The following is a 25,929-nucleotide window of genomic DNA, read 5'->3' on the forward strand; positions in this document are numbered from 1 at the left end:
CCCGGCGGCGGGCTGAGCCAGGGAGGGTGCCCCTGTCACCGCTCCGGCCCGCCGAAGGTCCCTCCAGTGGGCTCTGCGTGGGCTCCGGCCGAGGGCTCCCGACATTAGCTCCTGACATGGCCTCCTGACATGGGAGGAGCTGATCTGCCGGTTCAGGGCGTGTCGTCGGGGGCGGCCAGGCTGTCCCGTGCGGCCATGGCGGCGGCCACCGTCTGCTGGAGTCCCGGGAGCGGGACGCCGTCACGGGACTGGACGGACAGACCGTTGAGCACCGCACTTCAGAAGAGCGCGACGGCCGGTGCGGTCGGGCCGGGGGCGTCAGCCGGTCGGGGCTTCGGTCAGCAGCTCCTCGATCCGGGTCAGCTCGTCCTCGGTGAACTCCAGGTTCCGGACGGCCTCGACGCTGTTCTCCAGCTGGGTGACGCTGCTCGCGCCGACCACGGCCGAGGTGAGACGGCCGCCGCGCAGCACCCACGCCAGGGCCAGCTGGGCGAGGGACTGGCCGCGCTCCTTCGCCAGGGTGTCCAGGGCCCGCAGCCGCTCCACCAGCTGGGGCGTGAGGGCGTCGGACGTCAGGAAGGGACTGTCGCCCGCCGCCCGGGAGCCGGCCGGGATGCCGTGCAGATAGCGGTCGGTGAGGATGCCCTGCTCCAGCGGGGAGTAGGCGATGGAGCCGACGCCCAGCTCGTCCAGCGCGGCGAGCAGCCCGTCCTCGGGCCGGCGGTCCAGCATCGAGTAACGGGGCTGGTGGATGAGCAGGGGCGTGCCCAGGTCCTTGAGGATCGCGGCGGCCTCGCGGGTCTGCTCGGCGGAGTAGTTGGAGAGGCCGGCGTAGAGGGCCTTGCCCTGGCGTACGGCGGTGTCGAGCGCGCCCATCGTCTCTTCGAGCGGGGTGCCGGGGTCGGGGCGGTGGGAGTAGAAGATGTCGACGTACTCGACGCCCAGGCGCTTCAGGCTCTGGTCGAGGGACGAGCGCAGATACTTCCGCGAGCCCCACTCCCCGTACGGACCGTCCCACATGTGGTAGCCGGCCTTGGTGGAGATGACGATCTCGTCGCGCAGCTTCGCGAAGTCGCCGGCGAGCGCGCGGCCCAGGGTGAGTTCGGCGGAGCCGGGCGGCGGGCCGTAGTTGTTGGCCAGGTCGAAGTGGGTGATGCCCAGGTCGAAGGCGCGGCGCAGGATGCGGCCCTGCTCGTCGGGGGTCCGGTCTCCTCCGAAGTTGTGCCAGAGACCGAGGGAGAGCGCGGGCAGCAGCAGGCCGCTGCGGCCGGTGCGCCGGTAGGGCATGGCGGAGTAGCGGTCGGCGGACGGCAGGTACATGCGAAAGGCTCCGCGGGAAGAAGGGCCGGGGGACGGCCTCAGGCTTCCGCAGATCGATCCAGCAGTCCAACAGGAGATTCCGCTCGGATTCATCACTTACAGTCCTCAATCATGGAACTGCGTCAGCTGGAGCACTTCGTCGCCGTCGCCGAGGAGCAGCACTTCACCCGCGCCGCCGAGCGCCTCGCCGTCTCCCAGTCCGGGCTCTCCGCCTCCGTACGGGCCCTGGAGCAGGAACTGCGGACCCCGTTGTTCAGCCGCACCACGCGAACGGTCCGGCTCACCGAAGCGGGGCGGGCGCTGCTGGTGGAGGCGGAGCGCACGCTGGCGGGGGCGCGGGCGGCGCGGGACGCTGTCGATGCCGTACGGGGGCTGCTGCGCGGGACGCTGACCCTGGGCGTCGAGCAGTGCGTGGCGGGGGTGAGCCCCGCCCGGCTGCTGGCCGCCTTCCACCGCGAGCACCCGCAGATGGAGCTGCGGCTGCGCCAGGAGGGGACGAGCAGTCTGCTGGACGGGGTGGCCGGAGGGCGCCTGGACCTCGCGTTCGCCGCCACGGTCAGCCCGGCGGAGTGGCGCGGGGAGCTGATGCCCCTGGCGCGCGAGCCGATGGTGGTGCTGTGCGCGGCGGGCCACCGGTTCGCCGGGCGGGCCGGGGTGGCGTGGGAGGAGCTGCCGGGTGAGTCGTTCATCGACTTCCACCCGGACTGGGGGCCGCGGCGCGCGGCGGACGAGGCGTTCGCGGCGGCGGGGGCCCGGCGGACGGTGGGCCTTGAGGTCAACGACGTGCACAGCCTGCTCGAGCTGGTGCAGGAGGGGCTGGGGATCGCGGTGGTGCCGCACCACTTCTCCCGCAAGCCGGAGGCGGCCCGGCTGGTGGCGGTTGAGGTGGAGCCGACGGGCGGGCGGCAGGCGGTGTACGAGAGCGTGGTGGTGCTCCCGGCGGCGCGGAGCCTGAGCCCGGGGGCGCGAGCGCTGATGCGGCTGGTGCGGGAGGACGCGGGACGTGGGGCGGGGGTGCAGAGGACGCGGGAATGAGCTGAGCCCCGTTGGAGGGTCAGCTCACCCCCGTACGCCTCAGTCCTCGTGCCCCAGCTGGAGGTCCCGCTCCGTGCGGCCCCCGCCCGCCACCTGGAGCACCGTCGCGACCGGCGGGTACCCGGCGGCGATCACCGTGTACTCCCCGGACGACAGGTCCACGAACCGGAACGAACCGTCCGGCCCGGTGGTGAGGGTGTCCACCACATTGCCCGCCGCGTCCAGCAGGGTGACCCGGGCGTCCTCCACCGGCCGGCCGCCGGTGGCCCGGACGACACCGCGCAGCACGGCCCCGCCCGCCAGCTCGATGTCCTGCCGGGTCTCGCGGGCCGCCTGGACGCTGACCGGGAGGGCGGCGGGGCGGTGGGCGGGGGCGCTGGCGGCGAGGGTGTACTCGCCCGCGACCAGCTCGCTGATGACGTAGCCGCCCTCACGCCCGGTGCGGGTGGAGGCCACGACCTCGCCGCGTACGTCGGTGAGGGTGACGGCCGCGTCCCGGACCGCCACGCCGTCGGCGGTCAGGACGGACCCGGCGAGCCGGCCGGCGCCGCCGAGGACCACGTCCAGTTCGACAGGGCGCTCGCCGACGGTGACGCTGACCGCCTGCGGCTGGTGGCCGCCCGCCGCGGCGATGAGGACGTAACTGCCGGCGCCCGGGACGCTCAGCGCGTACCGGCCGTCCTCACCGCTGGCCCCGCGCCCGACCTGCTGCCCCTGGACGTCGATGAGCGTGAGGGCGGCCCGTGCCACCTTCGTACCGTCGGGGTGCTGGACGCTGCCGCGCACGGGCAGGCCGGAAAGGTGACCGGCGGAGGGCCGCGGGGAGTCGGTGCGGGCGGCGGGGATCGGCGAGGGCTCGGTGGCCGCTTCGGGGCTGTGGTGGGACACCAGCGGTTTCTCCTTGAGGAAGAAGGCGAGGATCAGGCCGAGGACCAGCACCGGCACGAGGTAGAGGAAGATGCGCGGCATCGCGTCGACGTACGCCTGGATGTAGGCGTCGCGCAGCGCGGGCTCCATCGCGTGGACGATCTGCGGGGTGATCGACTCGGGCGCGGGCAGCTCCACGCCGGTGGGCAGGCGGATGTCGAGGGCGTCGGAGAGCCTCCCGGCGAACAGCGTGCCGAAGATCGCGGCGCCGACGCTGCCGCCGATCTGCCGGAAGTAGTTGTTGGCGCTGGTGGCGGTGCCGAGGTCGGCGGGACGTACGGAGTTCTGCACGGCGAGCACGAGGACCGACATGACCAGGCCGATGCCGGTGCCGAGGACGGCCTGCCAGAGGCTGTACTCCAGGCGGGAGGTGCCCCTCTCGAGATTCGAGAGCAGCCACATGCCGACGACGGAGACGGCGCCGCCGACGATGGGGTAGACGCGGTAGCGGCCGGTTCGGGTGATGAGCTGGCCGGAGACGATGGAGCCGCCGACGATGCCGAGCATCATCGGGAGCATCAGGAGCCCGGACTCGGTGGCGCTGGCCCCGTCCACCATCTGGAGATAGGTGGGCAGATAACTGGCGGCGCCGAAGAGCGCGACGCCGATGACCGCGCCGACCAGGCCGGTGATGTTGAAGACCGAGTCACGGAACAGCCGTAGCGGGATGATCGGCTCGGCCGCGCGGTGCTCCACCGCGACGAAGAGGAGCGTCGTGACGACGGCCCCCGCCGACAGGCCGAGGATGGTGCGCGAGCTCCAGGCGTACTCGGTGCCGCCCCAACTGGTCACCAGTACCAGGCAGGTGGAGGCGACGGCCAGCAACACGGCGCCCAGGACGTCGAGCCGGGGCCGCGCGGCGGGCTTGGGCAGGTTGAGCACGACGGCGATCACGGCGAACGTGACCAGCCCGAACGGCACGTTGATGTAGAAGCACCAGCGCCAGGAGGCGTGGTCGGTGAAGAAGCCGCCGAGGAGCGGTCCGGCCACCGAGGCGAGGCCGAAGACCGCGCCGATCAGGCCCATGTAGCGGCCGCGCTCCCGGGGCGGGACGATGTCCGCGATGATCGCCTGGACGCCGATCATGAGACCGCCGCCGCCGATGCCCTGGATCGCGCGGAAGGCGATCAGCTCGTCCATGGTCCGCGACCAGCCGGACAGCGCGGAGCCGATGACGAAGACGACGATCGCGAACTGGAAGACGCCCTTGCGGCCGAAGAGGTCGCCGAGCTTGCCGTAGAGCGGCAGGACGATGGTGGAGGCGAGGAGGTAGGCGGTGACCGCCCAGGACATCTTCTCCAGGCCGTGCAGCTCGCCGACGATCTTGGGCAGGGCGGTGGCGACGATCATCTGGTCGAGCGCCGCGAGCAGCAGGGTGAGCATCAGCCCGAGGAAGACCAAACGGACCCGGCGGGGGCTGATCTCCTCGGCCACCGGGAGCGGGCCGGGGCCGGCCGGTGGTGGCGGCTCCCCCCCGAGAGCTGCCGTACCGTCCGGCTCGTCCTTCACCAGCGTGATACCGCCCACCACGTAACGCTCCCCTCCGTCGCACCTGCGCCGCCCTTTCTCGCATCGCGCGGCAAGGCGGGGCAAACGGGATGAGGGGAGCGCAGGGCGCGCACGAAGGGCTTATGCGCCGGTGGGAGCCGCTACGGCGCACGACCGGCCGCCCCGGAAGACCACCCGTTCCGGTGAGGCCGGCCGACCCGCGGGAGCCGGGCCGTTCGAAGGCCCGGCGTACGTACGGGACCTACTTCTCGACCTCGGTGGCGAGGTTCTGGAGCAGCTCGTCGTAGATCCGGCCGAGGCCCTTGGGGGCGAAGGTCCGCTCGAAGAAGCCGCCGATGCCGCCCGCGCCGTCCCAGACGGTGGTGACGACGGCCTTGGACTTCCCCTCACCGGCCGGCGTGACGGTCCAGGTGGTGACCATGGAGGAGTTGCGGTCCTTCTCGACGAGCTGCCCGTCGGTCGGCTCGGTGACCTCCAGCAGGCAGTCGCGGACCCGCTTGCTGGTCGCCTGGAGCTTCCAGTGGACGAGGGTGCCCTCGCCGTCGCCGCCCTCCCGGACCTCGTACTCGCTGAAGTGCGCGGTCAGCACCTTGCCGCGGACGTCCTTGTAGTCGGCCAGCGCGTCGAACACCGCCTCTGCGTCCGCCGCGATGATCCGCTCCGTGGTGGCCTCGACCTGCGCCATGGCTGTTCCTCCAGCACTTCGGTTGTTCGGGGTGATCCGGGGTTGGGGGGTGTCCTGGGCTGAGCCAACCACCTCCCGTACAGCCGCTCAAAATCGGGGTCCACGGGTCACCCGGGGTGCGGCCCGCACGATCAAGGGAACAAGTGTTCTATTCTGTGGCCAGTGCTACCGAGGAGGCGTCCATGCGCTGGGACAATCTGGTCGAAAACAGTCCTATGACCGGCAACAGCGCGCTCTTCGCCGCGGACGCGGTGACCACGCGCACCTTCGACACCCCGGAATTCCGGGGCATCACGTTCCACGAGATCCGGGCCCGTTCGATCCTGAACCGGGTGCCCGGGGCCTCGCGGATGCCGTTCGAATGGACGGTGAACCCCTACCGGGGCTGCTCGCACGCCTGCGTCTACTGCTTCGCCCGCAAGACCCACAGCTATCTGGACCTGGACACCGGCATCGGGTTCGACTCCCAGATCGTCGTCAAGATCAACGCAGCCGAACTCCTCCAGCGGGAGCTGGCCTCCCGGCACTGGCAGGGCGAGCACATCGCGATGGGCACCAATGTCGACTGCTACCAGCGGGCGGAGGGACGGTACCGGCTCATGCCCGGCATCATCAGCACCCTGCGCGACCGGGCGAACCCCTTCTCGATCCTGACCAAGGGCACCCTGATACTGCGCGACCTGGAGCTGCTGCGGCAGGCCGCCGAGGTCACCGAGGTCGGCGTCTCGGTCTCCGTCGGCTTCACGGACCGCGAGCTGTGGCGCACGGTCGAACCCGGCACCCCCTCCCCCGCGCGCCGCCTGGACGTCGTACACGCCCTGACGGAGAGCGGGATCGGCTGCTCGGTCCTGATGGCCCCGGTGATCCCCTTCCTCGGGGACAGCCCCGAGCAACTGCGCGCCACCGTCTCCGCCATCGCGGCGGCCGGGGCGAACTCGGTGACCCCGCTGGTCCTGCATCTGCGCCCCGGCGCGCGCGAGTGGTACCTGCAGTGGCTCGGGCTCCACCATCCGCACCTGGTTCCGCGGTACGAGCGGATGTACGCGGACGGGGCGTACGCCCCCACCTGGTACCAGCGCCGGATCACCCGTCAGGTGCACGAGCTGGCGGACGAGTTCGGGATCGGCCCGGCACACCGGGGCGAGGCCCGCCGGATCACGCCGGTACGGACACCGGACGAGCCGGAGCCGGGGCCCACGCAGCTCACCCTGCTCTGACACCCCCCTGGTACCTCCCGTAGGCCCGATCGCGTGACCGTACGGGTCAACTCCGCGCGGAACCGGCCCCCGGCCCGTGGATCTCGGGGAGCATGCGGCGGGGACCGGCCGATCGCCGCCGTGTCCCCTCCACCTCGGGAGGCCCCATGACGAAACGTGCAGGAATTCTGGTCGCCGCCGGCGCGACGGTCGCAGGTCTGCTGGCCGCCGCTCCGGCCCCGGCCGCCGCCACCGCCGGGGCGGGCGCGCCGGCCGCCCCGGAGGTCGCGTGGACCGACTGTCCGACGGAGAACCATCCGACGCTCCAGTGCGCGAAGATCGACGCCCCGCTGGACCACACCGACCCCTCGGGCCGCCGGGTCACCCTCGCCCTGTCCCGGATCCCGCACACCGCGAAGACCTTCCAGGGCCCGCTGCTGGTCAATCCGGGCGGGCCGGGCGGCAGCGGCCTGTCGATGGCCGGGTTCGTGGCGTCGGCGCTGCCGAAGAAGGTGGCGTCCCAGTACGACGTGATCGGGTTCGACCCGCGCGGCGTCGGGAAGAGCACCCCGAAGCTGAACTGTCTGCCCGGCCACTCCGACCCGGTGCGCCCGGACTCGGTGCCCGCCTCCTACCGCGACGAGCGGATCAACCGCGACCGGGCCGCCGCCTTCGCCCGCGCCTGCGGCGAGAAGCACGGCGACGTGCTGCCGTACATGGACACCGTCAGCGCCGCCAGGGACCTCGATGTGATCCGCCGGGCGCTGGGCTCGGAGCAGATCAACTACTTCGGTTACTCGTACGGCACCTATCTGGGCGCCGTCTACGCGAAGCTGTACCCGGAGCGGGTGCGGCGCCTGGTCCTGGACTCGGTGGTCGGCCCGGACGACGTCTGGTACAAGGGCAACCTCAACCAGGACTACGCCTTCGACGACCGCCACAAGGCCTTCGCGGCCTGGGTGGCGCAGCACGACGCGACGTACGGGCTCGGCACCGACCCGGCCGGGGTCGAGGCCGCCTGGTACCGGATGCGGGCGGCCGTCGCCGCCGAGCCGGTGGACGGCAAGGTCGGGGCGAGCGAGCTGGAGGACACGTTCCTGCCCGGCGGGTACTACAACGGCTACTGGCCCTACCTCGCCGAGGCGTTCGCCGCGTACGTGAACGACCAGGACACCGAGGCGCTGGTCGAGGCGTACGAGAACTTCGGCGCCACCGGCACGGGCGGCGACAACAGCTATTCCGTCTACGCCGCCGTCCAGTGCCGCGACGCCGGCTGGCCCCGGCACTGGAGCACCTGGCGCAACGACACACGCCGCATCCACGACAAGGCGCCCTTCATGGCGTGGAACAACACCTGGTACAACGCGCCGTGCGCCAACTGGCCGGTGGCACCGCTCGCCCCGGTCCGGGTGACCAACGACCGCCTCCCGGCGACGCTGATCCTCCAGGCCACCGGCGACGCGGCGACCCCGTACGCGGGCGCGGTCAGCATGCACCGCAAGCTGAAGGGCTCCAGCTTCGTGGTGGAGCAGGGCGGCGGCAACCACGGCATCACGCTGAGCGGCAACGCCTGCCTGGACCGGCACCTGACGGCCTATCTGACCGACGGGACCGTCCCGCGCGGCCGGGGCGAGGGCGAGGCGGACGCGGTCTGCGCGGCCCTCCCGGACCCGAAGCCGCTGCCGGCCGCGAAGGCGGCGGCCCAGTCGGTGGACAACAGCGCGGGCAGCCGCCTGCACGGACTGCTGGGGCCGCGCCACTAGTCGCGGGAAGACGGGCCCCGGACCCTCTACGGCAGCCGCCCCAGCGCCTCCTCCGCCGCCGCCCCCAGCCGTGGATGCGGGAGGGCCGCCGTGAGGACCGGGCGGGCCCGGCCGTCGCCGAGCCGGCCGAGGCCCTCGACGCAGGCGAGCGCCACCCTCCAGTGCGGCTCCCCGGGCACCAGCAGGCGGTGGAGGGTGGCCACCAGGGCGGGGACGGCCTCCGGGGCCCGCAGGGTGGTGAGCAGGCGGACCGGGTGCAGGGCGTACGCGGTGCGCAGGGTGTTGGTGGCGAGCGCGGCGGCGGCGCGGGGGGTGCGGGGGTCGTCCAGCTCGGCCAGGGCGTGGGCGGCGGAGACACAGCGCTCGGGGTCGCGGTGGTTGAGCAGGAGCACCAGCGCCTCGAACGCCCGCCGGTCGCCCGCGCAGCCGAGCCGGAAGGCGGCGATCTCGCGGGCCCACAGGGGGCGTCCGGGCTCCACCAGGACCCGGGCCAGCACCTCGTTGTCGTCGGTCGCCACGAGCAGGTCGTACGCGGCGGACCCGGCCGCCTCGTCCCGTAGCCGGTCCAGGAGCGAACGGAGTTCCTCATCCATGACGCTCAGCGTATCCACGAACACGCTGCGTGCGGGACGGGCCGGGAGAGGTGATGTGGTCCAGCACACAAAGACCCAGGGGTGGCGCGCTCGTTACTCGCCGGTTAATCTCATCTGAGCGGGAACACACTCCCCGCGGCTCCGGTGGCCTGGTGACGCAGCCACCCGGAGTGCTTGTCGGTTCGGCAGTTTCCGTGCGACGCGACTCCGGGACAGAGTCGCTCACCCCTCACGGCCGGGCGCGCTTCCAGCGCCCCGCCACCGCGCTTCACGACACGCATCCGCGCATGCACACGCGCCGCTCCCTCATCGCCGCGCGCGCCTGCTCCCACAGTCGTCACTCACCCTGGAGTCCCGTGATGGACACCCCGCTCTCCACCATTGCCGTCGTCGGCCTCGGCACCATGGGCACCGGCATCGCCGAGGTCCTGGCTCTCGCGGGCCGCGAGGTCATCGGCATCGACATCAGCGAGGCGGCCGCCCGGCAGGCCGTCACCTCCCTCGAAGCCTCCACCGCACGGGCCGTCGGGCGCGGGCGGATCACCGAGCAGGAGCGGGCCGACGCGCTCGCCCGGTTCCGTACGTACGACACCGTCCAGGCCGCCGCCGGGGCGGAGCTGGTCATCGAGGTCGTGCCGGAGACGTACGAGATCAAGCAGCAGGTGTTCCGGGAGCTGGACGCCGTCGTCTCCCCCACCGCGATCCTCGCCACCGGGACGAACGCCCTGTCGGTGACCCGTCTCGCCGCCGAGTCGCAGCACCCCGAGCGCGTACTCGGCCTGCACTTCTTCAACCCCGCCCCCGCGATGAAGCTGGTCGAGGTGGTCTCCTCGGTGCTCACCGCGCCGCCCGCCGTCGAGACCGTCACCAGGCTGGCCCGGGAGCTCGGCAAGGAGCCCGTCGCGGTCGGCGACCGGCCCGGGTTCGTCGCGGACGGTCTGCTCTTCGGCTATCTGAACCAGGCCGCCGCGATGTACGAGGCGAACTACGCCTCCCGCGAGGACATCGACGCCGCGATGACGCTGGGCTGCGGACTGCCCATGGGGCCGTTGGCGTTGCTGGACCTGATCGGGATCGACACCGCCCGCACGGTCCTGGAGGCCATGTACTCCGCCTCCCACGACCGCCTCCACGCCCCCGCCCCCGTCCTCGGCCAGCTCAGCGAGGCGGGCCTGACCGGGCGCAAGGCCGGGCGCGGCTTCTACACGTACGACGCCCCGGGCGGTCAGAGTGTCGTGCCCGACGCCCTGACCCCTTCGCCGGAAGCGGCCGCCGGTACCGGGCGCGAGATCGCCTCCGTCGGAGTCGCGGGCTCCGGCACCATGGCCTCCGGCATCGCCGAGGTCTTCGCCAAGGCCGGGTACACCGTGGTCCTGGCCGCGCGGGGCCAGGAGAAGGCGGACCTCGCCAAGGCCCGTATCGCGAAGTCGCTTGAGCGTTCGGTCAGCAAGGGGCGGCTCACCGCCGAGGCGCGGGACGAGACGCTGGCGCGGATCACGGCCGCCGGGTCGCTGGACGCGTTCGCCGAGGTCGACCTGGCCGTCGAGGCGGTCGCCGAGGACCTGGAGATCAAGCAGCAGCTCTTCGCCACCCTGGACAAGGTCTGCCGCTCGGGCGCGGTCCTCGCCACCACGACCTCGTCCCTGCCGGTCATCGCCATCGCCCGGGCGACCGGGCGGCCCGAGGACGTCATCGGGATGCACTTCTTCAACCCGGCGCCCGCGATGAAGCTGGTCGAGGTCGTCCGGACGGTCCTGACCGCCGACGACGTCCACGCCACGGTCCGCGGGATCTGTACCAAGATCCGCAAGCACCCCGTGGACTGCGGGGACCGGGCCGGGTTCATCGTGAACGCGCTGCTGTTCCCGTACCTCAACAACGCGATCAAGATGGTCGAGGAGCACTACGCCTCGCTGGACGACATCGACGCGGCGATGAAGCTGGGCGGCGGCTACCCGATGGGGCCTTTCGAACTGCTGGACGTCGTGGGGCTGGACGTCTCCCTCGCCATCGAGAAGGTGCTGCACAAGGAGTTCCGTGACCCGGGGCTCGCTCCGGCACCGCTGCTGGAGCACCTGGTGGCCGCGGGCTGCCTCGGCCGCAAGACGGGCCGGGGCTTCCGCGAATATGCCCGTCGCTGATCCGGGAGCCGGGTGGGGCGGGCTGCTGGGACCCTCCGGCTCCCCGCCCCCGAAGGCGCGCTCTCCTGCACGGATGCGTTACGTTCATGCCATGTCCCAGCCCGCCAGGTCACCCCGTGCCACCGCCGCGTCCGACGCCCAGGAGACCCCCGCGGGAACGCGCGCCGCGGCCCAACGGCTCAAGATGCGCCGTGAACTGGCCGCGGCGGCGATGGAGCTCTTCGCCACGAAGGGGTACGAGGCGACGACCGTCGACGAGATCGCGGGCGCCGCGGGCGTGGCCCGCCGGACCTTCTTCCGGCACTTCCGCTCCAAGGAAGAGGCCATCTTCCCGGACCACGACGACACCCTCGTCAGGGCCGAGGCCGTCCTGAACGCCGCGCCCGCGCACGAGCACCCCCTCGACACGGTCTGCCGCGGCATCAAGGAAGTCATGAAGATGTACGCGGCCAAGCCCGCCGTCTCCGTGGCCCGTTACCAGCTCACCCGCGAGGTGCCGACCCTCCGCGAGGCCGAGATCGCGTCGGTGGCCCGCTACGAGCGGCTGTTCACCCGTTATCTGCTGGGCCACTTCGACGAGCGCGACCACCACGTGGGCAACGACGACCCGCTGCTGGCGGAGGTGGCCGCGTCCGCCGTGGTCACCGCGCACAACCACGTACTGCGCCGCTGGCTCCGGGCGGACGGCCAGGGCGATGTGGAGGCCCAGCTCGACCGGGCCTTCGCCATCGTGCGCGACACCTTCGGCTCCGGCATCGGGGCGGGCCGGACCGCGCAGTCCGAGCCCGCCAAGGCCCCGGCGGCGACGGTGGCCACGGAGGGCGAGGTGCTCGTCGCGGTGGCGCGTACGGACGCCCCGCTGGACGAGGTCATGCGGACGATCCAGCAAGCCCTCAAGGAGCGCTGAGCCCGGGGGCCCGCTCTTCTGCGGGGGCCCACGGCGGCGCACCGCCCTCGCTCCAGGCGGCCAGCTCCTCGGGGCCGTGGCAGAGGATGCCGCACTGCTCCGCGTAGTCGAGCGCGGGTTCGGTGAAGCCGCCCGTGCTCACGACGAGCGCGACGTCCGCCTCGTGCACCGCGTAGCAGGTGCCGCCGAAGCGCTGGAGTTCCTGGGAGCCCGCCCGGTTGCCGGGCCCGTACCGCTTGCACTGGACGACCAGGCGGCGGCCGTCCGGAGTGGTCGCCAGGACGTCGGCGCCCAGGTCTCCGGCGCCGCCCACCACCTCGGCGTCCGCGCACCCGTCCCGTCGGCACAGTTCGGCCACGGCCTCCTCGAAGGCGTACGGGTCCAGCTCCGCGTGGTCGACCGGGGCGGCCTCCGGGGGCTCCGGGCGCTTCTCCGGGCGGGCTGCTTCGGCGGCGTCCAGCTCCGCGAGCCCGGCGTCGACGATCCCGTACGCGGCATCCGTGACGGTCTCCGCGAGCCGCCGGGCCCGACGGCGGCGGCGCAGCACCGCGAAGACGGCTGCGAAGGCCAGGACGGTCAGCGCCGCGGCGGCGACCGGGTGGTTCGCGGCGCTCCGCCAGGCGGCCCGCAGGGCCATCCCGCCGCCCGCGAGGACCAGCGCGATCAGGGCGAAGCCGAAGCTGGTGCGGCGGAGGTCGAAGGGACGCCGGCGCTTCTGCATGCTCCCGCCGCGGATCGGTATGCCCATCGGTGCCCCACCCCTGTCTTCCTGACCACTTCAAGATCACTTGGTCCCGCACACCTGCCCCGAGCTGGGCCTTCGACGCGTGCGGGCCGAGCCGTTCCGTGCGGGCGTCGGCCGAAATCCGCTGGTCTACCGATCACCGCTGTGCTGAGGTGCGCGGATGCGATCAAGTGAGAACGTCATCGAGACCCGCGCCCTGTTCGACCGCGAGATGCGGGAACACGCCCGCCCGGACGGGCCCGGCGTACGCGTCGAGCGCACCGGTCCCGTCGTACGTCAGGTGGGCGGCCCGGACGACTGGAACGGGGTGGTGTGGTCGGACCCGGAGCTGGACGCGGCAGGGGCGGACGCGGCGATCGCCGCCCAGATCGAGCACTGCACGGCTCTCGGCCTGCCGGAGTTCGAGTGGAAGCTGTACGCGCACGACCACCCCGCCGACCTGGGGGAACGGCTGCTGGCGGCCGGATTCGTGCCGGATCCGCCGGAGACCCTGCTGGTGGCGCCGGCCGCCCTGCCGGCCGGGCCGGTCGAGCTGCCCGAGGGGGTCACCCTGCGTCCGGTGACCGACGCGGCGGGGGCGGAGCTGATGGCCCGGGCCCATGAGCGGGCGTTCGGGACCGACGGGACCCGGCTCCTCCAGCAGGTGGTGAGGCGGCTGGAGGAGGCCCCCGAGGACTTCGTGGCGGTGATGGCGGTGGACGCCGGCGGGGAACCGGTGTGCTCCGGGCGGATGGAGCTGTACCCGGGCACGGGCTTCGCGGGGCTCTGGGGCGGCGGGACGGTGGCCGCCTGGCGCGGGAAGGGCATCTACCGGGCCCTGGTCGCCCACCGGGCGCGGATCGCCGCCGAGCGCGGCTACCGCTATCTCCAGGTCGACGCGACCGACATGTCCGCCCCGATCCTGGGCCGGCTCGGCTTCACCGAGCTCGGGACGACGACGCCGTATGTGTACCGACCGGTGCGGTAACCGCATGCCAGCAGGACAGAACGTCTCGTAACGCCCATCGTGTTGCTCATGCGTGCCTACGAGATGACAAGTGAGAGAAATTGTTGGCACTCGGTGCCTTGTCAGGTGTCACGGAGTGCCATACGTTGAAGGTGTCCGGGCGGCCGGCGTGCTGGGATCTCACGTACGCCGGCTGTCCCCGCAACCACCGTGCTGCGCGCCCGGACGCCTGCGTCACAGGCACCCTTCTGCTCCACCCGAGCAAAGCCGAAGCTCCACCCGCCGAACCGACGGCAATACACCTCCACACCGCACCGCTCCCCTGCCAGCAGGGCCCCTCAAGCGTTCCCTCGACGCCGCATCACCGGAGGCAACACCGTGAAGGAAATCCTGGACGCGATCCAATCGCAGGACAGCACGGCCGCGGACTTCGCGGCCCTGTCCCTCCCCGAGTCCTACCGCGCGATCACCGTGCACAAGGACGAGGCGGAGATGTTCGCGGGGCTCGAATCCCGCGACAAGGACCCCCGCAAGTCGCTCCACCTGGACGAGGTCCCGGTCCCCGAACTCGGCCCCGGCGAGGCCCTCGTCGCCGTGATGGCCAGCTCGGTGAACTACAACTCCGTCTGGACCTCGATCTTCGAGCCGGTGTCGACGTTCAGCTTCCTGGAGCGGTACGGAAGGCTCAGCGAGCTCACCAAGCGCCACGACCTGCCGTACCACGTCATCGGCTCCGACCTGGCGGGCGTCGTCCTGCGCACCGGCCCCGGCGTGAACGCCTGGAACCCGGGTGACGAGGTCGTCGCGCACTGCCTCTCCGTGGAGCTGGAGTCCTCCGACGGCCACAACGACACGATGCTCGACCCCGAGCAGCGCATCTGGGGCTTCGAGACCAACTTCGGCGGGCTCGCCGAGATCGCGCTGGTCAAGTCCAACCAGCTGATGCCCAAGCCCCAGCACCTCAGCTGGGAGGAGGCCGCATCCCCGGGCCTGGTCAACTCGACCGCGTACCGCCAGCTCGTCTCGCGCAACGGCGCGGGCATGAAGCAGGGCGACAACGTGCTGATCTGGGGCGCCAGCGGCGGCCTCGGCAGTTACGCCACCCAGTTCGCGCTGGCCGGCGGCGCCAACCCGATCTGTGTCGTCTCCAGCCCGGAGAAGGCCGACATCTGCCGGGCGATGGGCGCCGAGGCGGTCATCGACCGCAACGCGGAGGGCTACAGGTTCTGGAAGGACGAGCGCACCCAGGACCCGAAGGAGTGGAAGCGCTTCGGCAAGCGCATCCGCGAGTTCACCGGCGGCGAGGACATCGACATCGTCTTCGAGCACCCCGGCCGCGAGACCTTCGGCGCATCGGTCTACGTCACCCGCAAGGGCGGCACCATCACCACCTGCGCCTCCACCTCGGGTTACATGCACGAGTACGACAACCGCTACCTGTGGATGTCGCTCAAGCGGATCATCGGCTCCCACTTCGCCAACTACCGCGAGGCGTGGGAGGCCAACCGCCTCATCGCCAAGGGCAAGATCCACCCGACGCTCTCCAAGGTCTACTCCCTGGAGGACACCGGCCAGGCCGCCCACGACGTCCACCGCAACGCCCACCAGGGCAAGGTCGGCGTCCTGGCACTGGCGCCCCGCGAGGGTCTGGGCGTGCGCAACCAGGAAATGCGCGAGCAGCACATCGACGCCATCAACCGCTTCCGCAACGTCTGAGGTTCTCCCATGACCGAACGTCAGAAGGACCGGCCCTGGCTCATGCGGACGTACGCCGGTCACTCGACCGCAGAGGCGTCCAACGAGCTGTACCGCCGCAACCTCGCCAAGGGCCAGACGGGGCTCTCGGTCGCCTTCGATCTGCCGACGCAGACCGGATACGACCCGGACCACATTCTCGCCCGCGGCGAGGTGGGCCGTGTCGGTGTGCCCGTCTCGCACCTCGGTGACATGCGCCGGCTGTTCCAGGACATCCCCTTGGAGCAGATGAACACCTCGATGACGATCAACGCGACCGCCATGTGGCTGCTGGCGCTCTACCAGGTGGTCGCGGAGGAGCAGGGGGCCGACCCCGACAAGCTCCAGGGAACCACGCAGAACGACATCGTGAAGGAGTACCTGTCGCGCGGGACGCACGTCTTCCCGCCGGTGCCCTCGCTGCGGCTGACCACCGACATGATCACGTACACGGTCAACCGCATCCCCAAGTGGAACCCGATCAACATCTGCAGCTACCACCTCCAGGAGGCGGGGGCCACCCCGGTCCAGGAGATCGCGTACGCCATGTCGACCGCCATCGCGGTGCTCGACGCGGTCCGCGACTCGGGGCAGGTGCCGGAGGAGAAGTTCGGTGATGTGGTCGCCCGGATCTCGTTCTTCGTGAACGCGGGCGTCCGCTTCATCGAGGAGATGTGCAAGATGCGCGCCTTCGGCCGCATCTGGGACCGCGTCACCCGTGAGCGGTACGGCATCACCGACGCCAAGCAGCGCCGCTTCCGCTACGGCGTCCAGGTCAACTCCCTCGGCCTGACCGAGGCGCAGCCGGAGAACAACGTCCAGCGCATCGTCCTGGAGATGCTGGCCGTCACCCTCTCCAAGGACGCCCGCGCCCGCGCGGTCCAGCTCCCGGCCTGGAACGAGGCGCTGGGTCTGCCCCGGCCCTGGGACCAGCAGTGGTCGCTGCGCATCCAGCAGGTGCTGGCGCACGAGAGCGATCTGCTGGAGTACGAGGACATCTTCGCCGGTTCGCACGTCATCGAGGCCAAGGTGGAGTCCCTGGTCGAGGAGTCGCTCGCCGAGATCGACCGGATCCAGCAGATGGGCGGCGCCATGGCGGCCGTCGAGTCCGGCTACCTGAAGTCGGAGCTGGTCTCCTCGCATGCGGCGCGGCGGGCCCGGATCGAGGGCGGCGAGGAGAAGATCGTCGGCGTCAACATCTACGAGACCACCGAGCCCAACCCGCTCACCTCCGACCTCGACGGCGCGATCATGACCGTCGACCCCGAGAACGAGGCGCGGGTCGTCGCCGCCCTGCACGAGTGGCGGGACAACCGCGACGAGACCCGCGCGACGGAGGCGCTGGCCGCGCTGAAGAAGGCCGCCGCGGGCACCGGGAACATGATGGAGGTCACCGTCGAGTGCGCCCGCGCGGGCGTCACCACCGGCGAGTGGTCCTGGGCGCTGCGGGACGTCTTCGGCGAGTTCCGCGCGCCCACCGGGGTCTCCTCGGCCCCGGTCGCGGTCACCGCGGAGGCGGGCACCCCGCTCGCGCGGGTCCGCGAGAAGGTCACCCGTACCGCCGCCGACCTCGGCGTCGGGCGGCTGCGCCTGCTGGTCGGCAAGCCGGGTCTTGACGGGCACTCCAACGGGGCCGAGCAGATCGCCGTACGGGCGCGGGACGCCGGCTTCGAGGTGGTCTACCAGGGCATCCGGCTGACCCCCGAGCAGATCACCGACGCGGCGCTCGCCGAGGACGTGCACTGCGTGGGGCTCTCCATCCTCTCCGGCTCGCACGCGGAGCTGGTCCCCGACGTCCTGCACCGGCTGCGCGAGGCCGGGGCGCCGGACATTCCGGTGATCGCGGGGGGCATCATCCCGCCGGCCGACGCCGCGGCGCTCATCGAAGCCGGTGTCGCCGCCGTCTTCACCCCGAAGGACTTCGGCATCACGGAGATCATCGGCCGTATCGTCGACGAGATCCGGAAAGCGAACAAGCTCGACCCTCTGGAGGTCTCCGCATGACCACGCCCACCACCCCCGTGAACCGGCTGCGCCCCCGGCGTTCGTGTCTGGCCGTGCCGGGCTCCAACCCGCGCTTCCTGGAGAAGGCCCAGGGTCTTCCGGCGGACCAGGTCTTCCTGGACCTGGAGGACGCCTGCGCACCGCTCGCCAAGGAGGGCGCCCGCCACCACATCGTGGACGCGCTGAACGACGGTGACTGGAGCGGCAAGACCCGGGTCGTGCGGGTCAACGACTGGACGACGCACTGGACGTACCGGGACGTCATCACGGTCGTCGAGGGCGCGGGCCCCAATCTCGACTGCATCATGCTGCCGAAGGTCCAGGACGCCCAGCAGGTCGTGGCGCTGGACCTCCTGCTGACCCAGATCGAGAAGACGATGGGCTTCGAGGTCGGGAAGATCGGCATCGAGGCGCAGATCGAGAACGCCAAGGGCCTGGTGAACATCGACGACATCGCCGCCGCCTCGCCCCGTCTGGAGACGCTGATCTTCGGTCCGGCCGACTTCATGGCCTCCATCAACATGAAGACCCTGGTCGTCGGCCAGCAGCCGCCCGGCTACCCGGCGGACGCGTACCACTACATCCTGATGCGCATCCTGATGGCGGCCCGTACGCACGACCTCCAGGCGATCGACGGCCCGTTCCTCCAGATCCGTGACGTGGACGCCTACCGCGAGGTGGCCGGCCGCGCCGCCGCCCTCGGCTTCGACGGCAAGTGGGTGCTCCACCCCGGCCAGGTGGACGCGGCCAACGAGGTGTTCTCGCCCTCGCAGGAGGACTACGACCACGCCGAGCTGATCCTCGACGCCTACGACTGGTGCACCTCCGAGGAGGGCGGCAAGAAGGGCTCGGCGATGCTCGGCGACGAGATGATCGACGAGGCCAGCCGCAAGATGGCCCTGGTCATCGCGGGCAAGGGCCGGGCCGCCGGTATGCAGCGCACCTCCAAGTTCGAAGCCCCGGAGGCCTGATCATGCAGTTCGGACGCACTTTTGAGGAGTTCGAGGTCGGTGCGGTCTACAAGCACTGGCCCGGAAAGACGGTCACCGAATATGACGACCACCTCTTCTGCCTGCTGACCATGAATCACCACCCGCTCCACATGGACAGCAACTACGCGGAGAAGACGACCGACTTCGGGAAGAACGTCGTCGTCGGCAACTACATCTACTCGCTGCTGCTCGGCATGTCGGTGCCGGACGTCTCCGGAAAGGCCATCGCCAACCTGGAGGTCGAATCGCTCAAGCACATCGCGCCGACCTTCCACGGCGACACGATCTACGGCGAGACGACCGTGCTGGACAAGACCCCGTCGAAGTCCAAGAACGACCGCGGGATCGTGTACGTGGAGACCAAGGGCTACAAGCAGGACGGCACCGTGGTCTGTGTATTCCGGCGCAAGGTCATGGTCCCCACCGAGACGTACATCAAGGAGCGCGGCGGAGAGCAGCCCGGCCGTCCGACGCCCGCCAAGTAACTGTGTGAAGCCTTAAGGCCATCCGCGTGAAGCCACAGGAGAAGCAGCCATGACGCGACTCGCCCAGACCGCCGGTCTGAACGACATCCAGCGGGAAATCCTTTCCACGGTCCGGGATTTCGTCGACAAGGAGATCATTCCGGTCGCGACCCAGCTGGAGCACCGCGACGAGTACCCCACGGAAATCGTGGAGGGGCTCAAGGAACTCGGCCTGTTCGGGCTGATGATCCCCGAGGAGTACGGGGGTCTGGGAGAGTCGCTGCTCACCTACGCGCTGTGCGTGGAGGAGATCGCGCGCGGCTGGATGAGCGTGTCCGGCATCATCAACACGCATTTCATCGTGGCCTACATGCTCAAGCAGCACGGCACCCAGGAGCAGAAGGACACGTTCCTGCCGCGCATGGCGCTCGGTGAGGTGCGGGGCGCGTTCTCGATGTCGGAGCCGGCGCTCGGCTCCGATGTCTCGGCGATCACGTCGAAGGGCGTCAGGGACGGCGAGGAGTACGTCCTCAACGGCCAGAAGATGTGGCTGACGAACGGCGGAACGTCGAATCTGGTGGCCGTCCTCTGCCGAAGTGACGAAGGCCACCCCGAGGGCACCGCGCCCCACAAGTCGATGACGACCTTCCTGATCGAGAAGGAGCCCGGCTTCGGAGAGGTCCGGCCCGGCCTGACCATCCCCGGGAAGATCGACAAGATGGGCTACAAGGGCGTCGACACGACCGAGCTCATCATGGACGACCTGCGCATTCCGGCCAATCGGGTCCTGGGGGGCACGACCGGCCGAGGGTTTTACCAAATGATGGACGGTGTCGAGGTCGGCCGGGTGAATGTCGCCGCGCGTGGTTGCGGCGTCGCTCAGCGTGCATTCGAGCTGGGTGTTACGTACGCCCAGCAGCGCCACACCTTCGGCAAGCCGATCGCCCAGCACCAGGCGATCCAGTTCAAATTGGCTGAAATGGCCACCAAGGTCGAGGCCGCCCATGCGATGATGGTGAATGCGGCACGCAAAAAGGACTCCGGGGAACGTAACGACCTGGAGGCAGGGATGGCGAAGTACCTCGCCTCCGAGTACTGCAAGGAAGTCGTCGAGGACGCCTTCCGCATCCACGGCGGTTACGGCTTCTCCAAGGAGTACGAGATCGAGCGCCTCTACCGCGAGGCCCCGATGCTGCTTATCGGTGAAGGTACCGCCGAGATCCAGAAAATGATCATTGGCCGGCGCCTCCTGGAGGAGTACCGATTCGAGGGCTGATTGTCCCTTTCGAGGTGATTTGGTGGCGAAGAACATCACACCGAGTCACCCTCGGCGGGTGCCATTCGGCAGTCCGACTCGGCTGCTGGCTTGCCCAGTTGCGCCCGGCAACCGATAGCATCGCCGGAAAGCCGCCGTCCCCCGTTGCCAGCGCGGCACCATCCGCTACGAAGGTCATCCATGCCCGACAGCCCTACCTCCGCAAACCGCGGCGGGGTCCGCATCGCCCGCGGAGCTTCGCCGTGGCTCCTCCCGACCGTCGCCACCGCGGCCCTCAGCCTGGCCCGCGCCCGCAAGTCCGGGCGCTGGGCGGCAGTGGCCGTGCCCACCACCGCGCTCGCGGCGGGCATGCTGTGGTTCTTCCGTGACCCCGAGCGCGAGATCGCCGAAGGCCGGGTCATCTCCCCGGCCGACGGTGTGGTGCAGAGCATCATGCCGTGGAAGGACGGGCGCACCCGGGTCGCGATCTTCATGAGCCCGCTCAACGTCCACGTCAACCGCGCGCCGCTGGCGGGCACCGTGACGTCGGTCGAGCACATCCCGGGCGGGTTCGTTCCGGCGTTCAACAAGGAGAGCGAGAACAACGAGCGCGTTGTCTGGCACTTCGACACCGAGCTCGGCGACATCGAGATGGTGCAGATCGCGGGAGCGGTCGCCCGTCGGATCGTGCCGTACCTCCCCCAGGGCACGAAGGTGGAGCAGGGCGAGCGCGTCGGCCTGATCCGCTTCGGCTCGCGCGTCGACATCTACCTTCCGGAAGGTATCGATGTCGCGGTCGAGGTCGGCCAGGCCACCACCGCGGGGGTGACTCGAATTGACCGTAGTTGATCCGGATACCAAGGTCGGCTGGGTGCCGGAGGCCGACGAGGAGAGCGACGCCGACGGCGCGGAGGACATGCCGCTCTCGATGCGGCTGTCGATAGCGGACACGCTCACCCTCGGTAACGCCACGTGCGGATTCATGGCGGTGTACTTCACCACCACCGGGATCCTCATCCCGCACCTCACGGGCAGCGAGGAGACGGGGATGGCCCGCCACTCGGCGGCCACCGCGGTCATCCTCATGCTGATGGCAGCGATCTTCGACCTCTTCGACGGGCTCGTGGCACGCAAGCTGCGCTCCTCGCCGATGGGGGCCGAGCTGGACAACCTCTCCGACCTCATCAGCTTCGGGCTCGCCCCGGCCTACTTCGTGCTCGTGTACGGAATGGTCGCGGACGACGCCCATCAGCGAGTGTCGGCGCTGGCGGCGATCGTCGTGCTGCTGGCGGTGGTGCTCAGGCTGGCCAGATTCTCCTGTGTGACCTTGAAGGACGGCATGTTCCAGGGCATGCCGAGCCCCTTCGGAGCGCTGACGGTCGTCTCGATCGTGCTCCTGGAGCTGCCCTTCGTCCCGACGCTGCTCGCGATCATCGGAGTGGCGTGGCTGATGGTGAGCCGGGTCGAGTACCCGAAGCCGCGGGGCGTCCTCGCGGTGGCGATGCTCAGCTGGATCGTCGGAGCCATGGGGCTGCTCGCCGCGTGGGCGTTCGACGCGCCGGGTGGTCACCTGCTGCTCCAGACCGGCTGTGCGCTCCAGGTCGTCCTCGGTGCGGTGATCCCCCTCTTCGCCACGGCGCGACGGGTCAACACCTTCCGTGACAACCGGCGCGAGGCGCGGGCGGCGCAGCTCCCGTAGCGGTTCGTACGCGGGACGGTACGCAGAACAGGGCGAAGGCCCGGATGCTCCCCGGCATCCGGGCCTTCGTCGCTTCCCGGGCGCCCGCGTCAGTCCAAGGCGTGGGGCTCCAGGCTCCAGATCAGCTCGGCGCGCAGGGGGCCCGTGCGGGCGAGGAAGGTGCCGTGGTCGGGGGCGAGAGCGGCGAGCTGGGAGGCGTGGCTGAGGACCGCCGCGCGTTTGGCCGCCCACTCCTCGTCGGAGAGCACCAGCTCGTGCCGGACGGCGACCCGGTGGCGGCGGGTGAGCTCCTGGTAGGCGGTCCCCCACTTCTGGCTCGCGGCCAGCGCCCCGGACGCCTCGGGCGTGCCCCACTCCGGCAGGTGCCCGGTGTAGGGCAGGTCGGCGTAGACCCAGGGGGCGGGGGCGCCGGCCGCGGCGAGGGCGCGTTGGGCGCGCAGCCGTACGGTCTCGTGGTCCGGCTGGTTGGTGCCGAGGGGTACGAGGACCCGGGTGGTGGGGGCGAGGGTACGGAGGAGGGCGTCGAGTGCTTCCGGTCCGTCGTCCTCGGTGACGTACGGGCCGTCGGGGTGGTCGATCAGGACCTGCTCGGCGCCCAGCAGCTCGCAGGCGCGGGCGTCCTCGGCACTGCGGACCCGGTGGGCCTCGGCGGCGGTGGTGAAGCCGCAGACGCCGTCCCACCAGGAGACGGGGGAACCGGGCGGCGGGGGCCCGCCGTGGACGGTGACGACGGCGACGGGGCCGGGGAGGGTGGGCAGGAGCCCGGCGAGGGAGAGCGCGGCGTCGTCGAAGTGCGGGGAGACGACGAGGGTGCGCCAGGGGGGCGGTACGGGCACGGTTCCTCCGGAGGGATGGGGGCGGTCAGGGTGCCGGGGCCCTGGGGATGTCCAGGGCGGCCAGCGCGGCGTCCCAGGCCGCGTCGCTGCCCTCCCAGCGACCGGGCTGGCCGGCGACGGTGGACCAGGTGATCCCGGGCGGGAGGGCGGCGGTGTCCTCCGGGGGCGTACGGCGCAGCCAGAGCAGATCGAAGACGTGGTCCGGGTAGCGGGAGCGCAGGAGCCCGTGCAGGGCCGCCAGGTCGCCGGGGCCGCTCTCGTCGAACGCGTCGTGGTGGACGTACAGGACACGGGACCGGGAGGCCGTCAGGGCCCGCCAGCGGTCGGCGAGGTGAGCGAACTTCTCCCGGACCGCCGGATGCTGCTCCGCGATGAGGGCCGGGGTCAGCGGGGCGCCGCCCGGGGCGTGGAAGTCGTGGAAGAAGCGGATGTCCGAGCCCCGGTCCCGTACGCAGAGGCCGTTGCTGAAGGGTTCGCTCAGGCCGGGGCGCAGCACATTGGCGAAGTCGGCCTCGATGATCTCCCGTACGGCGGCGAGGTCGAGGTCGAGCCAGTCGAAGAAGTGGGCACGCTCGACGCCGGTGATGCGGCGGAGCTGGTAGGTCGACTCGCAGTGGTAGCCGAGCCCGACACAGACGTCGTACATGGTGGACTCCGTCAGGCGCCGGTGCGCCGGAGCAGGACACCGACGCTGCCGCGTTTGCCGAGGTAGGCGCGGCCACCGCAGACCGTCTCCAGCGCCGGGGCGACCAGCGGAGTATCGTCGCCGGCCTTCTCCCAGTGCGGGGCACTCTCCAGCCAGGGGGTCAGCCGGGTGGCGATCGTCTCGGGTTCGAGGGCGACGAAGACCAGGTCGGCGGGGAGCCGGTCCAGCAGGGCGAGGTCCTGGCCGTAGTAGAGCATCTCGATCAGGAGGTAGGCCGCTCCTGGCAGCTCCGGCCGGGCGGCCAGCTCCTCCAGGGAGGCGGGGTGGACCCGGGCGGCGTCACCGACGTGTTCGGCCAGCCGTCGGCGGAAGGCGGGGTTGGGTTCGGTCGCGTGGACGGTGAAGCCCTTCTCCGTGAGCCGGGCGGTGAGCGCCCCTTCGCAGGCGCCGACCTCGATGAGGGGACCGCTGCCGGGCGGACAGTGCCCGGCGATCCACGCGACGGTGCTGTCCAGCCGCTCCGCCTCGTACGCGGAGGTGGCGAACTCCCACGGGTCGGGCACCGAGGCCGCGTCCTCGTCGAGGCTGGCCAGGAGCGCGAACAGCCGCTCGCGCTCCTCCGCCGGCCCTGCGGCGAAGAACCGCTCGGTGGCGTGGACCCGCCCCGTCCGGATTACGTACTCGGCGGAGTCGGTGCGCAGCAGGTGCCCGCAGTGCCGGTTGACGAAGGCGAGCTTGGCCTCGACCCCGGCGCGGTCCATTGGCCGGTCGAGGTCGCTGATGAACTGGAGGTACGGCGAATGGCCGACGGCGTGCAGGACGGGCGGCCCGCCCGAGGGGACGGCAGCGGCGGCGTCCCGGCCGAGGCGGCCCCTGCTGCGCCGGGTGTCCGCGGGCGAGTGGGTCCAGAGCCGGGCCTGTGCCCCCTTCGCCGCCGCCTCGATCAGCGTGGCCAGCGCCGGTGGCCCCGGCGATACGGCGCCCTCGTCGACGGGCCGGATGTGCCGGGCGACGGAGGCGAGGCGCTCCGCGAGCGGCAGGCCCGCCGGGAGCACCAGGTGCTCGGCGGTGTCGCCGAGCAGGACATGGACCTCGTGACCCTCGTGCGCCCCGCCCCGGTGACCGGTGGGCGCGGGGGCGGTGAGTGCGGGCCCGGGGGCGGTGAGCACGGAGAGGAAGTCCAGTACGGCGTCCTCGGCCCTGAGCACGGCCACGATGTCGATCACGGGATGGATCCTCTCGGCAGGACGCGGGCAGGCAGCGGATACGCGGACCGGAACGGAACGGCCCGCGGCCCGGCGACCCCGGGTCCGGAAACGAGCTAACCACCGTCACCCCAAGTGGTCCAGACCAATTTTCCGCCGAACACGGAACCCGTACAGGGTGGTCACAGGGCGCCCGAGCCCCCGTCACCGCCCGCCGTACGGGACTCCCGTCCGCGCACCGTGACCTGATTTCAGCCATCGGCGCCCGCAGCCGACGGCGCATACCACGGCCCACTTCCCCGGACCAGAGGCGAACCCCTCCAGGTGGCTGAGAAGTTCTGGCAGCGGGACGAGTACGGGGTTCCCGTCAAACCGGCGCGCCGGACTTCTAGAATCACCTCGCACCCGACGCCCCGACGTCTCGGGCGGGGCGCGGGGCAGGGGGACGACGGGGGTCCGATGATGACGAAGCACAGACGCAACGGGGCACGTGCGGTGGCGGTCGCGGCGGCAGGTGTCCTGCTGGCAGGCTGCGGGAGCTCGGCGACGAAGACCGGGGAGGGCCCGGATCCGAAGCCGTCGAGCTCCGCGCGGCAGGCCGGGGAGTCGGCGGATCCGTCAGGGCCGCCGGACCCGAAGGAGCCGGAGGAGACCGAGGAGCCGGGTGCGCTGCCCGGCGCGTACGAGTTCACTCCCGCCCCGGCCCGGGTCCCGAAGACGGCGGCGGAGGCCCGCGGGCTGACGCGTAACGCAGCGCTCGGGGAGGCCGACTGGGCGGCGGGAATGGTGCGGCACACGCCGTACGAGAGCGGCGGCACCTGGCCGGTACTGGCCGATTCCTGCGTCTGGAGCCGGACCGCGCTGCCCGACGGGGTGCTGGACACCTTCACCCGGCGGCTCGACATCCCGGCCCAGGACGGCAAGGGGCGGGTCCAGGGGGCGGTGACCGTGACGGTGCACAAGACCGTCGAGGGTGCGGACCGGGAGATCAAGGACACCGTCCAGGAGAGCTTCCGCTGCCCGGCGCAGGAGCTGGGCAGCGGGCAGCGGCTGAGCGGGCTGATGTCGCTGCAGTTCGACCAGAAGGACGTGCGCAACGCGGACGCCTCGCTGTTCGAGGCGGGGAAGTACACCGGTCCCGGTTCGGGCGGAACCCAGGACTACGTCTGGACCAAGTCCCGGATCGGTCCGGTCACCACGGCCGTCTCGGTCAAGGGCGCCGAGGGCTACCAGAACGCCGACCTGCTGCGGATCGCCGCCGAGGGCGGCGCCAAGGTGCTCTACCGCGTCGAGCTGGAACTGAAGTGAGCGCGGGCCAGGACCTGTT

General features: G+C 71.2%; 22 protein-coding genes. 14 read left to right on the forward strand and 8 right to left on the reverse strand.

Annotation, left to right across the window (positions count from 1 at the left end; all coding sequences use genetic code 11):
- Positions 1-318 precede the first annotated feature (318 nt).
- Positions 319-1,320, reverse strand: a complete 1,002-nt coding sequence (locus ABZ154_RS22750; RefSeq protein WP_356835339.1) for an aldo/keto reductase — start codon at positions 1,318-1,320, stop codon at positions 319-321.
- A 111-nt stretch (positions 1,321-1,431) separates the two neighbouring features.
- Between ABZ154_RS22750 and ABZ154_RS22755 the strand changes: the two genes are divergently transcribed.
- The gene (locus ABZ154_RS22755; protein ID WP_356835341.1) at positions 1,432-2,355 is read left to right on the forward strand and encodes a LysR family transcriptional regulator; all 924 of its coding nucleotides are present in this window, start codon (positions 1,432-1,434) and stop codon (positions 2,353-2,355) included.
- Between the two features lie 39 nt (positions 2,356-2,394).
- Here the strand turns inward: ABZ154_RS22755 and ABZ154_RS22760 are convergent, their stop codons facing one another.
- Complete coding sequence (locus ABZ154_RS22760) at positions 2,395-4,812, reverse strand: MFS transporter (protein ID WP_356835343.1); 2,418 nt, start codon at positions 4,810-4,812, stop codon at positions 2,395-2,397.
- A gap of 220 nt (positions 4,813-5,032) precedes the next feature.
- Entirely contained in the window at positions 5,033-5,476 is a 444-nt protein-coding gene (locus tag ABZ154_RS22765) for an SRPBCC family protein (RefSeq protein WP_015612512.1), read from the reverse strand.
- Positions 5,477-5,658: 182 nt separating this feature from the next.
- Between ABZ154_RS22765 and ABZ154_RS22770 the strand changes: the two genes are divergently transcribed.
- Entirely contained in the window at positions 5,659-6,693 is a 1,035-nt protein-coding gene (locus tag ABZ154_RS22770; protein ID WP_356835345.1) for an Rv2578c family radical SAM protein, read from the forward strand.
- A gap of 146 nt (positions 6,694-6,839) precedes the next feature.
- Positions 6,840-8,435, forward strand: a complete 1,596-nt coding sequence (locus ABZ154_RS22775) for an alpha/beta hydrolase (protein WP_356835347.1) — start codon at positions 6,840-6,842, stop codon at positions 8,433-8,435.
- Between the two features lie 26 nt (positions 8,436-8,461).
- On the opposite strand, the gene ABZ154_RS22780 is transcribed toward ABZ154_RS22775, so the two are convergent.
- Positions 8,462-9,052 (reverse strand): adenylosuccinate lyase, encoded by a 591-nt coding sequence (locus tag ABZ154_RS22780; RefSeq protein WP_356835349.1) that lies wholly within the window; start codon positions 9,050-9,052, stop codon positions 8,462-8,464.
- 335 nt (positions 9,053-9,387) lie between these two features.
- On the opposite strand from ABZ154_RS22780, the gene ABZ154_RS22785 reads away from it, so the two are divergent.
- Together ABZ154_RS22785 and ABZ154_RS22790 are read left to right on the forward strand one after the other, a co-directional pair.
- Positions 9,388-11,169, forward strand: a complete 1,782-nt coding sequence (locus ABZ154_RS22785) for a 3-hydroxybutyryl-CoA dehydrogenase (RefSeq protein WP_356835405.1) — start codon at positions 9,388-9,390, stop codon at positions 11,167-11,169.
- A gap of 91 nt (positions 11,170-11,260) precedes the next feature.
- On the forward strand, positions 11,261-12,076 hold the full coding sequence (locus tag ABZ154_RS22790) for a TetR family transcriptional regulator (RefSeq protein WP_356835351.1): 816 nt from the start codon (positions 11,261-11,263) through the stop codon (positions 12,074-12,076).
- Here the strand turns inward: ABZ154_RS22790 and ABZ154_RS22795 are convergent.
- Positions 12,063-12,824, reverse strand: a complete 762-nt coding sequence (locus tag ABZ154_RS22795; RefSeq protein ID WP_356835353.1) for a restriction endonuclease — start codon at positions 12,822-12,824, stop codon at positions 12,063-12,065. The two genes, ABZ154_RS22790 and ABZ154_RS22795, sit on opposite strands and share 14 nt — an antisense overlap.
- Before the next feature lie 157 nt (positions 12,825-12,981).
- On the opposite strand from ABZ154_RS22795, the gene ABZ154_RS22800 reads away from it, so the two are divergent.
- The 8 genes from ABZ154_RS22800 (at position 12,982) to pssA (ending at position 21,915) form a co-directional block, all read left to right on the forward strand.
- Positions 12,982-13,788 carry a GNAT family N-acetyltransferase gene (locus ABZ154_RS22800; protein WP_356835355.1) on the forward strand — a complete coding sequence of 269 codons (807 nt, stop codon included), beginning with the start codon at positions 12,982-12,984 and terminating at the stop codon, positions 13,786-13,788.
- A gap of 357 nt (positions 13,789-14,145) precedes the next feature.
- The gene (gene ccrA / locus ABZ154_RS22805) at positions 14,146-15,483 is read left to right on the forward strand and encodes a crotonyl-CoA carboxylase/reductase (RefSeq protein ID WP_356835357.1); all 1,338 of its coding nucleotides are present in this window, start codon (positions 14,146-14,148) and stop codon (positions 15,481-15,483) included.
- Between the two features lie 9 nt (positions 15,484-15,492).
- Entirely contained in the window at positions 15,493-17,505 is a 2,013-nt protein-coding gene (locus ABZ154_RS22810; RefSeq protein WP_356835359.1) for a protein meaA, read from the forward strand.
- Positions 17,502-18,476, forward strand: a complete 975-nt coding sequence (locus tag ABZ154_RS22815; protein WP_356835361.1) for a CoA ester lyase — start codon at positions 17,502-17,504, stop codon at positions 18,474-18,476. Before ABZ154_RS22810 ends, ABZ154_RS22815 begins: the two co-directional genes overlap by 4 nt.
- Positions 18,477-18,478: 2 nt before the next feature.
- Positions 18,479-18,982, forward strand: a complete 504-nt coding sequence (locus tag ABZ154_RS22820) for a MaoC family dehydratase (protein ID WP_010058362.1) — start codon at positions 18,479-18,481, stop codon at positions 18,980-18,982.
- Between the two features lie 49 nt (positions 18,983-19,031).
- Positions 19,032-20,237 (forward strand): acyl-CoA dehydrogenase family protein, encoded by a 1,206-nt coding sequence (locus ABZ154_RS22825; protein WP_356835363.1) that lies wholly within the window; start codon positions 19,032-19,034, stop codon positions 20,235-20,237.
- 180 nt (positions 20,238-20,417) lie between these two features.
- Positions 20,418-21,065 carry a phosphatidylserine decarboxylase gene (locus ABZ154_RS22830; RefSeq protein WP_356835365.1) on the forward strand — a complete coding sequence of 216 codons (648 nt, stop codon included), beginning with the start codon at positions 20,418-20,420 and terminating at the stop codon, positions 21,063-21,065.
- A 22-nt stretch (positions 21,066-21,087) separates the two neighbouring features.
- Entirely contained in the window at positions 21,088-21,915 is an 828-nt protein-coding gene (gene pssA, locus ABZ154_RS22835) for a CDP-diacylglycerol--serine O-phosphatidyltransferase (RefSeq protein ID WP_356835407.1), read from the forward strand.
- Positions 21,916-22,004: 89 nt separating this feature from the next.
- On the opposite strand, the gene ABZ154_RS22840 is transcribed toward pssA, so the two are convergent.
- Genes ABZ154_RS22840 through ABZ154_RS22850 form a run of 3 tightly spaced genes read right to left on the reverse strand, consistent with a single transcriptional unit; the run spans position 22,005 to position 24,623 of the window.
- Positions 22,005-22,751: a PIG-L family deacetylase gene (locus ABZ154_RS22840; RefSeq protein ID WP_356835367.1), complete on the reverse strand. Its 747-nt coding sequence runs from the start codon at positions 22,749-22,751 to the stop codon at positions 22,005-22,007.
- 25 nt (positions 22,752-22,776) lie between these two features.
- Entirely contained in the window at positions 22,777-23,397 is a 621-nt protein-coding gene (locus tag ABZ154_RS22845; RefSeq protein ID WP_356835369.1) for a DUF1796 family putative cysteine peptidase, read from the reverse strand.
- Between the two features lie 11 nt (positions 23,398-23,408).
- A complete protein-coding gene (locus ABZ154_RS22850) occupies positions 23,409-24,623 on the reverse strand; it encodes a hypothetical protein (RefSeq protein ID WP_356835371.1) in 1,215 nt (404 codons plus the stop codon).
- Between the two features lie 438 nt (positions 24,624-25,061).
- On the opposite strand from ABZ154_RS22850, the gene ABZ154_RS22855 reads away from it, so the two are divergent.
- Positions 25,062-25,910, forward strand: coding sequence for a hypothetical protein (locus ABZ154_RS22855; protein ID WP_356835373.1), 849 nt, complete (start codon positions 25,062-25,064; stop codon positions 25,908-25,910).
- Positions 25,911-25,929: the final 19 nt, after the last annotated feature.

Origin of the sequence: Streptomyces sp. NPDC006261 (assembly GCF_040613515.1) — a bacterium.
Taxonomy (GTDB): domain Bacteria; phylum Actinomycetota; class Actinomycetes; order Streptomycetales; family Streptomycetaceae; genus Streptomyces.